At 67.8% G+C, this 10,644-nt stretch carries 13 protein-coding genes; 4 read left to right on the top strand and 9 right to left on the bottom strand.

Going from position 1 to position 10,644, the window contains the following annotated elements:
* From N5J73_RS19290 to dkgB, 8 genes are all read right to left on the bottom strand, one after another.
* A partial coding sequence (locus tag N5J73_RS19290) for a heavy metal sensor histidine kinase (protein ID WP_279941298.1) occupies positions 1-1,309 on the bottom strand: 1,309 nt, incomplete at its 3' end.
* Positions 1,306-2,004, bottom strand: coding sequence for a heavy metal response regulator transcription factor (locus tag N5J73_RS19285; RefSeq protein ID WP_049448055.1), 699 nt, complete (start codon positions 2,002-2,004; stop codon positions 1,306-1,308). The genes N5J73_RS19290 and N5J73_RS19285, both read right to left, overlap by 4 nt.
* 45 nt (positions 2,005-2,049) lie before the next feature.
* Positions 2,050-2,934: a copper homeostasis membrane protein CopD gene (gene copD, locus N5J73_RS19280; RefSeq protein ID WP_049448056.1), complete on the bottom strand. Its 885-nt coding sequence runs from the start codon at positions 2,932-2,934 to the stop codon at positions 2,050-2,052.
* A gap of 10 nt (positions 2,935-2,944) precedes the next feature.
* Positions 2,945-3,322 (bottom strand): copper homeostasis periplasmic binding protein CopC, encoded by a 378-nt coding sequence (gene copC, locus N5J73_RS19275; RefSeq protein WP_049448057.1) that lies wholly within the window; start codon positions 3,320-3,322, stop codon positions 2,945-2,947.
* 126 nt (positions 3,323-3,448) lie between these two features.
* Positions 3,449-3,772: an adenylate cyclase gene (locus N5J73_RS19270; RefSeq protein ID WP_049448058.1), complete on the bottom strand. Its 324-nt coding sequence runs from the start codon at positions 3,770-3,772 to the stop codon at positions 3,449-3,451.
* Positions 3,769-4,707, bottom strand: coding sequence for a cyclase family protein (locus N5J73_RS19265; RefSeq protein WP_080354914.1), 939 nt, complete (start codon positions 4,705-4,707; stop codon positions 3,769-3,771). Before N5J73_RS19265 ends, N5J73_RS19270 begins: the two co-directional genes overlap by 4 nt.
* Before the next feature lie 19 nt (positions 4,708-4,726).
* Positions 4,727-5,674, bottom strand: coding sequence for a TIGR03571 family LLM class oxidoreductase (locus N5J73_RS19260; RefSeq protein ID WP_049448059.1), 948 nt, complete (start codon positions 5,672-5,674; stop codon positions 4,727-4,729).
* Between the two features lie 11 nt (positions 5,675-5,685).
* Positions 5,686-6,489, bottom strand: coding sequence for a 2,5-didehydrogluconate reductase DkgB (gene dkgB, locus N5J73_RS19255; protein WP_005409837.1), 804 nt, complete (start codon positions 6,487-6,489; stop codon positions 5,686-5,688).
* A 118-nt stretch (positions 6,490-6,607) separates the two neighbouring features.
* Between dkgB and N5J73_RS19250 the strand changes: the two genes are divergently transcribed.
* Positions 6,608-7,510, top strand: a complete 903-nt coding sequence (locus N5J73_RS19250) for a LysR family transcriptional regulator (protein WP_049448061.1) — start codon at positions 6,608-6,610, stop codon at positions 7,508-7,510.
* A 154-nt stretch (positions 7,511-7,664) separates the two neighbouring features.
* On the opposite strand, the gene N5J73_RS19245 is transcribed toward N5J73_RS19250, so the two are convergent.
* Positions 7,665-8,138 (bottom strand): MerC domain-containing protein, encoded by a 474-nt coding sequence (locus N5J73_RS19245; protein WP_049448062.1) that lies wholly within the window; start codon positions 8,136-8,138, stop codon positions 7,665-7,667.
* A gap of 32 nt (positions 8,139-8,170) precedes the next feature.
* Here N5J73_RS19245 and N5J73_RS19240 point away from each other — a divergent pair, with 32 nt between their 5' ends.
* The 3 genes from N5J73_RS19240 to N5J73_RS19230 are packed head-to-tail and all read left to right on the top strand — an operon-like array spanning position 8,171 to position 10,642.
* Positions 8,171-8,704, top strand: coding sequence for a DUF2796 domain-containing protein (locus N5J73_RS19240; protein WP_049448064.1), 534 nt, complete (start codon positions 8,171-8,173; stop codon positions 8,702-8,704).
* Positions 8,701-9,396: an ATP-binding cassette domain-containing protein gene (locus N5J73_RS19235; RefSeq protein WP_049448065.1), complete on the top strand. Its 696-nt coding sequence runs from the start codon at positions 8,701-8,703 to the stop codon at positions 9,394-9,396. The genes N5J73_RS19240 and N5J73_RS19235 overlap by 4 nt, the downstream gene beginning before the upstream one ends.
* Positions 9,389-10,642 carry an ABC transporter permease gene (locus N5J73_RS19230; protein WP_049448066.1) on the top strand — a complete coding sequence of 418 codons (1,254 nt, stop codon included), beginning with the start codon at positions 9,389-9,391 and terminating at the stop codon, positions 10,640-10,642. Before N5J73_RS19235 ends, N5J73_RS19230 begins: the two co-directional genes overlap by 8 nt.
* Positions 10,643-10,644 lie beyond the last annotated feature (2 nt).

Below are 10,644 nucleotides of genomic sequence, written 5' to 3'. Positions count from 1 at the left end.
CAACACTCACGCTGCCGCCGTGCGCCTGTGCAATCGCGCGGGTGATCGCCAGGCCCAGTCCGGCACCTTCGTGGCGGCCACGCTCGCCGCGGTAGAAACGATCGAACAGGCGCGGCAGCGCTTCGGCGGAAATCGGCGTGCCGACGTTGTGCACGCTGACCCTGCACACGCCATCGGCCTCGACCAGCCGCACCCGCACTTCGCTGCCCACGGCTGCGTGCTTCAACGCGTTGGACAGCAGGTTGGCAATCGCCCGGTGCAGCATCAAGCGGTTGCCTTCCACGCTCGCCACACCTTCGCGGCGCAGGGTCAACTGCCGGTCCTCGGCCAGCAGGTCGTAGAACTCGAGCAGCGAATCCACCACCCCATCCAGCGCCACCGGCTCGCGTGAGGGAAGCGCGCCCGGCGCCTCGGCCTGCGCCAGGTACAGCAGGTCGCCCACGGTCTGCGCCAGCTGCTGCAGTTCCTCGGCACACGACGCCAGCGTCTCGCGGTAGGCCTCGTTGCTGCGCGGGTGCGCCAGCACCACCTGCACCTGGGTCATCATGTTGGTGATCGGGGTGCGCAACTCGTGGGCGAGATCACCGGAGAACTCGGTCAGCCGCGCGAAGTCCTGCTGCAGGCGTGCCAGCATGCCGTTGAGGGTCTGCGCCAACTGCTCCAGTTCGGCCGGTGCACTGCGCGCGCTCAGGCGGCGCTGCAGGCGACCGGCGGTGATCTGCCTGGCCTCATCGGCCAGCGTGCGCAGCGGCCGCAGCGTACGCCGCACCACATAACCGCCGAGCAGGCTGCTGGCCACGGCGGCGCCGATGATCGCGATCGCCAGCAGGTGGCGGAAACGCTGCAGGAAATCGGCATGGCGGTCGTCATCGATGGCCAGCAGGGTGACCACCTGGCTGCCGTCGGCCAGGGTCTGGCGCAGGTGCAGGGCATGCATGCAGCGGCCATCGGCGAGGATCCAGTCGTGCCGCCGTGGCGCGGCGTCGATCGGCTGGCTGCGTGCATGCTCGCGCAGCAGCGCCGGTGCGGTCGAGAACAGCACCGCGCCACGCCCATCAACAATGTGGAAGGCGATGTCCGGATGATGGCCCAGCGCCTCTGCCAAGCGCTTCCCGCGTGTGGACGCAGGTCCGTTATCGGCGAGGTCACGGATCAACGCGACCTTGTTTTCCAGTTCGACGAAGTCCTGGGCGACCAGGTCGTGGCGGGCACTGACATAGATCGCCACGCCCAACGCGGCCAGCACCAGCGTGGCCACGATGGCGAACAGCAGCGTCAGCCGCACCGCGATGGAACGGCGCAGGCTCATCCGCTGTGCACTGCACCGTCGTCCGGCGCCTCCAGCACATAGCCCATGCCGCGCACGGTGACGATCAGCTTGGCATCGAAGTCATCGTCGATCTTCGCGCGCAGGCGGCGGATCGCCACGTCGATCACGTTGGTGTCGCTGTCGAAATTCATGTCCCACACCTGCGAAGCGATCAACGAGCGCGGCAGCACTTCGCCGCGTCGGCGCGCCAGCAGCTCCAGCAGGGTGTATTCCTTCTGGCTGAGGGTGATGCGCTGGCCGCCGCGTTCAACCCGGCGGCGCAGGGTGTCCACCACCAGGTCGGCGATGACGATGCGCTCGGCCTGCGGCTGCGCCTGGCCGCGACGCAGCAGGGTGCGCACCCGCGCCAGCAGCTCGGCGAAGGCGAATGGCTTGGCCAGGTAGTCGTCGGCGCCCAGCTCAAGGCCCTGCACGCGGTCGGCGATGCTGCTGCGCGCGGTCAGGAACAGCACCGGCACCTGCCAGCCGGCCTCGCGCAGCCGCGACAGCACGTTCCAGCCATCCAGGCCGGGCAGCATCACGTCCAGGATGACCAACTGGTACTCGCCGCTGCCGGCCAGGTGCAGCCCGTCGACGCCGTTGCAGGCGAGATCGACCACGTAGCCGGCCTCGATCAGCCCCTGGCTCAGGTAGTTGCCGGTCTTGGGTTCGTCTTCGACGATCAGCAGTTTCATGATGCGCCCATCATCGCAGCTTGGGCCCGTACCGGAACGGATTGGTCATGCCAGTGGGTCCAGCGTGCCAAGCACCGCGACGCAGGCCAGCACCAGCAGCGCCAGCAGCGATTCGCAGGCCAGGCTTTGGCGGAGCGAGCGCAGCGGCCTGGGTTGCCAGCCGCCACGGATGGAGACCGCCAGCGCCGGCACCAGCCGCCAGCGATGCAGCGCGGCCAGGCCCAGCATGCCACCCACCAGTGCCAGCTTGAGCAGCAGCCAGCGTCCATGCGCGGCGCCGGTCAGGGTCTGTAAGGAACCGCCGAGATCGACATAGGTATAGGTGCCGGTCATCGCCAGCAGGGCGACGATGATCGTGCCGGGCAGGGCGAAGCCGTGGGCGGCCTGCCACAGCTCCCGGGTGCGTTCGCGCAGGCGCAGGCCCTGCGGACGCAGCGCCAACTGCAGGAAGGCGGCGATCGCGCCGACCCAAGCGCCGGCGGCCAGAAGGTGCACGATGCCGGCCACCAGCCGCATCCTGCCACCGAACCCATCGCCCGCAGCGGCGTGGCCGTTCCAGGACAGGCTGGCGAGGGCCATTCCGGACAACGCGAGCAGCGCCACGCGCCGCGGTCCACCCAGCGGCGTGGCGGATGCCAGCAGGGGCAGCATCGCCAGCACCGCCACGGTGCGCAGCAGGCCGGCTTCACCTACCGGCGTGCCGGTGAGGAACCAGTGCGCCGTTGCAGGGTCGATGTCGGCCGGCGCGATGCCGAGCACACCGGACAAGCGGGTGATGGCATCGGTGACCACCACGGCCAACGCGATCAGGGCGAGCGCCAGCGAGACGCCGCGCGGTAGCCGCGGACGGACGAACAGCATCCGCCCGAACAGCAGCATCAGCAGCAGGTACAGCGCCAGCCGCAGCGCATATGGCGAGAGCTCGGCCACGACGGCAGCCTTACTTCACGGTGAAGCGGTACGTACCAGTGATCGGGTGGCTGTCCTGGCCGACCGCGCGCCATTGCAGTGCGTAGCTGCCCGCGGGCAGCGGCTTGGCGAAACGCGCGCGCAGCGTGTGGCCATCATCGGAGAGCTCCTGTGCGGTGGTGGGCATGGCCATCTTCATGCGGCCATGGTCCATGCTCAGTTCGACGCGGGTGGCACGCGGCATCACCTTCTCACTGAACTGCAGCGTGATCTCGGTCGCCGGGGCTGTGGTGGCGTCGGCCGCCGGCGTCGAACGCACCAGGCTGGGATGGGCCAGCGCCAGCGGCGCAACCGCGAGGCCGGACAGGAGAAGCGCCAGGGAGGCGGAGCGGCGAAGTGAACGGGTCATGCGCGGGACACCTTTGGAGGAAGTGGCCCGCAGAGTGGAGGGCGGCGCCTTTCGCCGCCCTGACCCGAACATTACCGATCTGTAATGTTCCGTCCACTCACAGGTGGTGCCGGCCGCTGGCCGGCATCACAGCGCTGCCAGCGGCCCTTGCATGCGATGGAAACTGCCATCGGTGGCGGTGAACCAGGCCAGCGAACGCCCACCCACGAAATCGTCGACATGTACGACCGTAGCGCCATCGGCTTCCTGCCACGAAATGGCATAGACCCCTTCGCTGATCCGCTGCCACTCACAGGCGGCTTCGCCCTGCGCACCGGCATAGGCGCCGGAGACGATGGCGTACTGCACGTGGCGGCCATCGGCGCTGTAGACATTGTCGGCGGCCAGCCCGTCATAGCTGACGCGGAAGCGGCGGCCGGCGAACACGGGAAGATCAGCGGCGGTGTTCATCGGATCGCCACCGGGTTGATGTTGACCTGGGTGGAGCCGACGTAAAGCGGTTGGCCGAGCACGAACAGGAATTCCCAGGCCTTGTCGCGCACCAGGGCACGGCTGTCGATCAGCTCCAGGTTGTAGATGCCGCGCTTGGCCAGCATGTACTGGTTGATCGGGAACTCCTCGGCACCGTTCGGGTTCGGGTAGACCTCCGAGGCCCAGGTGTCGCCACCGAAGGCGACGATGCCCTGGTCGGCCAGCCACTTCGCGGCCTCCATGCCGATACCCGGCTCCACTTCCAGGAACTGCGTGTTGTCCTTGCCGATCAGTTCCAGCCAACCGGTGTTGAACAGCACCACGTCGCCCTTGCGCAGGCTCAGGCCCTGCTTCTTCAGCACGGCCTGGATGTCTGCCACGGTGAACTCGGTGCCGCCGGGCACGATCGCCTTGCCGTAGTACGCGGTCATGTCCAGCACGACGCCGCGGGTGACCATCGGCGGCACCTTCTCGACGCCGAGCTTGCGCACGCCGTCCACGGTGACGAAGTCGGCGGCCTTGTTGCCGTTGTAGTAGACGTTGTCGATGCCGATATGGCCGATGCCGTTGAGCTGGGTGCCAACGCCGGTCCAGGCGTTCACCAGTTCATCGTTGAAGGTGAACTTGTTGGGGCCCAGCGACTTGCCGGCCTGCTGGCCGACCTGCACGTTGTACAGGCGGAAGCTGCGGTGGCGGAACGCGGGCAGGTTCTTGTCCACCGGCACCGCCAGCGGATAGGTCTTGCCGGTCCTGACCAGCGAGACCGAGTGCTTGACAACGTCAGCGGTGAGCAGGTTGGCCGCGCCGATCTCGTCGTTGGCGCCGTAGGCAGAGGGATACCACTCCTCGGCGGTGGCCTGGAAGGACAGCGGCAGGGTGGCCAGCGCAAGCGCGGCCAGGGTCTTCATCTTCATGGCAAAGCTCCGGTAACTGTCAGGCCGTCGCGGTGGCGCCGGCATGGGCCGGGAAGTGCGGGAGCACGTGCTCGGCGATTTCGTGGAAGGTCTCGGCCAACGGCCGTTCGTTGCGGCGGAACTGCAGGCCGATGTGGTCGACACCGGCCGCCTGCATGGCGTGCAGCTCGGCCAGCAGGGCGTTGCGGCCGCCACGCAGGCCGAAGCGCCAGCGCTGCAGGGGGGCATCGGCATCGGCCACCAGGTCCAGGTGGATGAAGCTGGCATACGGCTTGTTGCCGGCCACGGCGCGCCACGCCGCCACGCGTTGCGCATGGTCCTCCGGCGTGCCCGGGTAGGCCAGACAACCGTCCATGTGCTGGCCGATCCATGCCGGTTGCTGCTGGGCCAGGCCGGCCACGAACAACGGCAGGGCCGGGCCATCGGCGGGCAGCACGTCCAGGCCCTGCGGCAGGTGCGCGGCGGCGCCTTCGCGCAGCAATGCGATCTGCTCGCGGAAACGGCTGCCCCGGCTGTCGAAGTCGCGGCCGAACAGCGGGTATTCCACCGGGCGATCGCCACTGGCCACGCCCAGCAACAGGCGGTCGCCGCTGAGCCGCTGCACGCTGCGCGCCGACTTCAGGGTCAGCAACGGCTCACGGATCGGCAGCACCACCGCACCGGTGCCCAGCAGGATGTCATTGGTGATGCCGGCCAGGTAGCCGAGGTAACTGAACACCTCGAACACCTGCGCCGCATCGCCGAAGGCCGGGTCATACACCGGCACGTCGCGCACCCACAGCGCACGGAAGCCGAGGCGGTCGGCCAACCGTGCCAGTTCCGCATGGCGCTGCAGGTCCGGTTCACCGGGCAGGCGTCGTGCGGCGCGTCGTGCCTGTTCGCCCAGCGGCGTCCAGTCATTGTCCAGCGGTGCTTCGATGCCGATGCTGAAACCACCGGCCTGCAGCCGCGCCAACGCACTGCCCATGGCGAGGCTCCTCAGTCCCAGGCCGGGGCCAGGCCCGGCGGATCGACTTCGCGGCCGTTGCGGTCAAGTGCAGCGATCGCGGCCATGTCATCGGCATCCAGGTGCAGGTCCTGGGCGAGCAGGTTGCTGGCCAGATTCTCGCGCTTGGTCGAGGACGGAATGACCGAGTAGCCCCGCTGCAGCGCCCACGCCAGCGCGACCTGGGCCACGGTGGCCTGGTGCTTGTCGGCGATGGCGGCCAGCACCGGATCCTTCAGTACCTTGCCGTAGGCCAGGGTCATGTAGGAGGTCACGGTGATGCCTTGGTCCTGCAGGAAGGCGGTCAGTGCCGGGTTCTGCAGGTAGGGGCTCAGTTCGATCTGGTTGGTGGCGATCTCGCCGGCACCGACCACCTCGATGGCCTGCCGGGTCAGCTCGATGTTGAAGTTGGACACACCGATCTGGCGGGTCAGGCCCAGCGTCTTGGCTTCGGCCAGCGCGGTCATGTACTCGCGCAGTTCAACGCCATTGCCCGGCGCCGGCCAGTGGATCAGCAGCAGGTCGACGTAGTCGGTGCGCAGCTTGGCCAGACTGTCGCGCAGGCTCGGGATCAGCTTGTCGGCAGCGTAGTTGTCCACCCAGATCTTGGTGGTCAGGAACAGCTGGTCGCGCGGGACGCCGGATTCGGCGATGGCCTGGCCGACTTCGGCTTCGTTGCCATAGATCTGCGCGGTATCGACTGCACGGTAGCCAACGTCGAGGGCGTTGCGCACCGAGTCGATGACGGTCTGGCCGGTCAGGCGGAAGGTGCCGACGCCAAAGGAAGGAACGCTCATGATGGACTCCAGGGACTTCGTTGAGAGCCGGTGGGCTCGGGACAGGGCGAAGTGTGGGCGCTTTACATTTGTTGATTAAGCCGTGTATACGGGAAACGCTTTTGCGCCGAGGTAAAAAATGAAAACCACCCTGGATGAGCTGAAGGCCTTCGTGGCCGTGGTCGACAGTGGATCGATCACGGCGGCGGCCGAGGCGCTGGAACTGACCATCTCGGCCACCAGCCGCACCTTGGCGCGGCTGGAGGACAAGCTGCAGACCACGCTGCTGCGACGGACCACGCGGCGGCTGGAACTGACCGAGGAAGGCGCGGCGTTCCTGGAGTACGCGCGTACGATCCTGGCCACGGTGGACGAGGCCGAGGAACAGATGGCCGCGCGGCGGCTGCAGCCGGTCGGGCGCCTGCGCGTGGACGCCGCCACGCCGTTCATGCTGCACGTGATCGTGCCGCTGCTTGAGGGGTTCCGTGAGCGCTACCCGCAGGTGGAGCTGGAGCTGAATTCCAATGAAGGCATCACCGACCTGATCGAGAAGCGCACCGACGTAGCATTCCGCATTGGCGTGCTGCGCGATTCGACCCTGCATGCGCGGCCGATCGGCCACAGCCGCATCCGGGTGGTGGCCAGCCCCGAATACCTGCGCCGCCAGGGAACGCCCACGCGCGTGGAGCAGCTGCGTGAGCACGACCTGCTGGGCTTCACGCAGCCCAGTTCGTTGAACGAATGGCCGCTGCAGGATGCCGATGGCGGGCCTTTCGTGATCGAGCCGGCCATCGCTTCATCCAGTGGCGAGACACTGCGGCAGATGGCGGTGGCCGGACTGGGCATCGCCTGCCTGTCTGATTTCCTGACCCGCCAGGACCGGCGTGATGGCCGCCTGGTGCAGCTGTTCGCCAAGCAGACGCAGGAAGTGCGGCAGCCGATCAACGCGGTGTACTACCGCAACACCGCGCTGGCCGCCCGCATCACCTGTTTCGTCGACCACGTGACGCAGACGCTCGGCCAGCGTCCGTTTGACGAATAGAGATCGGTAGAGCCGGCCGCTGGCCGGCAGCTGCTGTGATCCGGCAGGAGCGGAAAAGCCGGCCAGCGGCCGGCACTACCGTTGGCTGCGTCGAGCGCATCGGTAGATCCACGCCATGCGTGGATGGCGTGTTCCAACCGACCCGCGGCCGGTGTCAGCGCGTGCGCAGCGCGCGCCGGTTGCCGATGTGCGCGCATGCCAGCAGCACGCCACCACTGGCTGTCGCCACGCCATGCCAGAGCAGCGATTCCTTCAGCGGCAGGTACAGCGAGGCCGACAGCAGCAGGATGGTGCCGGCGCAGGCCAGCCGCACCGGCCGCCAGCGCCCGTGCCGGTGCACCCCGGCCGAGGTACTCGCCAAGGCCAGCGACGAGGCCAGCAGCGCGAACAGCCATTCCCAGCGCGACATCATCAACAGCAATGTCATCGCGCCATGGCCGGGATGCTGGAACGAGCGCAGCGCCATCATCGTGGCCGGCACGAAGGCCAGCAGCAGGGGCAGGGCGATGCAATGGGCGGCGCAGGCCAGGGACAGCCAGGCCCCGGCAAGATCGAAGCGGGGGTGCCAGCGTGCCGAAGTTGGCGGCTGGGCCAGGGCCCTTGCGGGCGTCGTGGGAATGTGGTCCATAATGTTACATAGTAACAATTGGAGCCTCCCCCATGAAGCGTTCTGCTGCTCTTTTCCTGCTGCTGGCTGCCAGCGCCGCGCAGGCCCATGACATCCGCCAGCACGCACCGCACGTGCACGGCCAGGCGACCGTCGATGTTGCGCTTGACCAGCAGACGCTGGAATTCGCCCTGCAGGCCCCCGGCATCGGCATCCTCGATTACGAGCGACCGCCGGCCAATGCAGCCGAGCAGGCCGCGCTGGCACGGGCTACGACAGTGCTGAAGGGCGGCAGCTGGGTCACCTTGCCCACGGCGGCCCATTGTCGTCTGGTCAGTGGTGATGCCAAGGCCGAAGGCTTCGATGCGACGGCTGCCGCACCCATGGCCGGGCAGCATCGTCATGCCGGCTTCAGTGCGAACCTGCAATACCGCTGTGCGAATACGGCGGCGCTTCGCGCCCTGGTGATTCGCCTGCCCGTGCTGTTCCCGGGTCTGCACGAAGTCATCGTCAACAGCGCAACCACCAATGGCCAGGATCGCAGCGTGCTGACGCCCGATAATCTGCGCGTGGTGCTGGTACCGTGAGCACGTCACCGGTGATCGCGCTGGAGAATGTGCAGTTCGGTTACGCAACACGCCTGGTGCTGGATATCCCACATCTTCTGATAGAGCAGGGCAGCAGCGTGCTGCTGCGCGGAATCAGCGGTGGCGGTAAAAGCACCCTGCTGGGGCTGCTGGCAGGTGTGCTGCTGCCCGGCAAGGGCCGTGTCGAGGTGGCCCGCCAGGCACTGCAGGACATGGGAGGTGCGGCGCGGGACCGTTTCCGTGCCGATCAGCTGGGCGTGATCTTCCAGCAGTTCAATCTGCTGCCGTTCCTCACCGTGCGCGACAACATCGCGCTGGGCCTGCGCTTCTCGCGCCTGCGCAGTGCGCGCATCAGTGGGCCACTGAATGCCGAGATAGCCCGTCTGCTGCAGGCCCTGCAGCTGGACCCGGCGCTGATGCAGCGACGCGCGGGTACGCTGAGTGTTGGCCAGCAACAGCGCGTGGCGGCGGCACGCGCCCTGATCGGTCGCCCGGCGTTGCTGCTCGCCGATGAGCCCACCTCAGCGCTCGATCGGGATGCGGCGACCGCCTTCCTGCAGCTGATGTCCGCGCAGTGCCAGGCGGCCGGCACCACGGTACTGGTGGTCAGCCATGACGACGGCCTGCAGCCGTTGTTCGACCGCACCATTTCACTGTCCGAGATCAACCAGGCAGGTGCCGGCCATGCTTGAGCTAGCCTGGGCCAGCCTGCGCAGCCGCGCGTTGAGTGTCGGCCTGGCCGTGCTGGTCATCACCCTCAGCGTGGTGCTGCTGCTGGGCGTCGAGCGTGTGCGCACGCAGGCGCACGAGGGGTTCGCCAGCACCGTATCGGGCACCGACCTGATCGTCGGTGCGCGTTCGGGACCGGTGAACCTGCTGCTGTACTCGGTGTTCCATATCGGCGACCCGACCAACAACGTGTCCTGGCAGTCCTACCAGGAGCTGTCCGCGTTGCCACAGGTGAAGTGGGCGGTGCCGCTTTCGCTGGGCGATTCCTGGCGCGGCTACCGCGTGGTCGGCACCAGCGGTGGCTATTTCGAGCATTACCGCTACGGCGCCGGGCACGCGCTTGCGTTCGCGGACGGACGGCCGTTCGATGACCTGTATGACGTGGTGATCGGTGCCGAGGTGGCACAGGCACAGAGGGTAGGTCTCGGCGATGAGATCGTGCTGGCGCACGGCACCGGCGCGGTCACCCTGGCCACGCATGCCGACAAGCCGTTCCGTGTTGCCGGCATCCTGCAGCGCACCGGCACGCCGGTGGACTCGTCGCTGCTGGTCTCGCTGCCGGCCATCGAGGCGATCCATGTGGACTGGCGTTCGGGCGTTCAGCTACGCAGCCAGCGCGTCAGCGCCGAGCAGGCGCGTCATCTGGATCTGACCCCGACCAGCATCACTGCCTTCATGCTCGGCCTGAACTCGCGCATTGCCACGTTTTCGGTGCAGCGCAGAATCAACGAGTATCCAGACGAGGCGATGCTGGCGATCCTGCCCGGCGTGACCCTGCAGCAGCTGTGGCAGTCGCTGGGCACCGCCGAGCGCGCCCTGCAGCTGATCAGTGCAATGGTGGTGCTGCTGGGCATGGTCTCGCTGGTGGCGCTGCTGGTCTCGACCCTGCAGGAGCGGCGGCGTGAGATGGCCATCCTGCGTGCCACCGGCGCGCGGCCGGGTTACATCGCCGGCCTGCTCGTGGTGGAAGCGATGGCGACCAGTGCGGTGGCCTGCGTACTGGCCCTGTCGCTGCTGGTGGTCGCCAGCATGGCCGGGCGCGGCTGGGTACTGGCCACCTTCGGTCTGTCGATCACCCATGTCTGGCCGGATGGTCGTGAACTGGCATGGGTTGCGGGCGTGTTGGCGGTCAGCGCGGTGGCCGGGCTGGTGCCGGCGTTGCTCGCTTACCGGCGCACCTTGGCCGATGGCCTTTCAGCGGGAGGCTGAGC

The sequence above is a fragment of the Stenotrophomonas sp. GD03654 genome (assembly GCF_029845105.1).
Lineage (GTDB): Bacteria > Pseudomonadota > Gammaproteobacteria > Xanthomonadales > Xanthomonadaceae > Stenotrophomonas > Stenotrophomonas africana.
This window is presented reverse-complemented; position numbering and strand designations above follow the sequence as displayed.

What these genes read in the sequence shown, in the direction of transcription:
- N5J73_RS19230 (WP_049448066.1), top strand. Translation starts at nt 9,389, where the DNA reads ATGCTTGAGCTAGCCTGGGCCAGCCTGCGCAGCCGCGCGTTGAGTGTC.
- N5J73_RS19265 (WP_080354914.1), bottom strand. Translation starts at nt 4,707, where the DNA reads ATGAAGATGAAGACCCTGGCCGCGCTTGCGCTGGCCACCCTGCCGCTG.
- N5J73_RS19245 (WP_049448062.1), bottom strand. Translation starts at nt 8,138, where the DNA reads ATGGACCACATTCCCACGACGCCCGCAAGGGCCCTGGCCCAGCCGCCA.
- N5J73_RS19270 (WP_049448058.1), bottom strand. Translation starts at nt 3,772, where the DNA reads ATGAACACCGCCGCTGATCTTCCCGTGTTCGCCGGCCGCCGCTTCCGC.
- N5J73_RS19260 (WP_049448059.1), bottom strand. Translation starts at nt 5,674, where the DNA reads ATGGGCAGTGCGTTGGCGCGGCTGCAGGCCGGTGGTTTCAGCATCGGC.
- N5J73_RS19285 (WP_049448055.1), bottom strand. Translation starts at nt 2,004, where the DNA reads ATGAAACTGCTGATCGTCGAAGACGAACCCAAGACCGGCAACTACCTG.
- N5J73_RS19250 (WP_049448061.1), top strand. Translation starts at nt 6,608, where the DNA reads ATGAAAACCACCCTGGATGAGCTGAAGGCCTTCGTGGCCGTGGTCGAC.
- copC (WP_049448057.1), bottom strand. Translation starts at nt 3,322, where the DNA reads ATGACCCGTTCACTTCGCCGCTCCGCCTCCCTGGCGCTTCTCCTGTCC.
- N5J73_RS19240 (WP_049448064.1), top strand. Translation starts at nt 8,171, where the DNA reads ATGAAGCGTTCTGCTGCTCTTTTCCTGCTGCTGGCTGCCAGCGCCGCG.
- dkgB (WP_005409837.1), bottom strand. Translation starts at nt 6,489, where the DNA reads ATGAGCGTTCCTTCCTTTGGCGTCGGCACCTTCCGCCTGACCGGCCAG.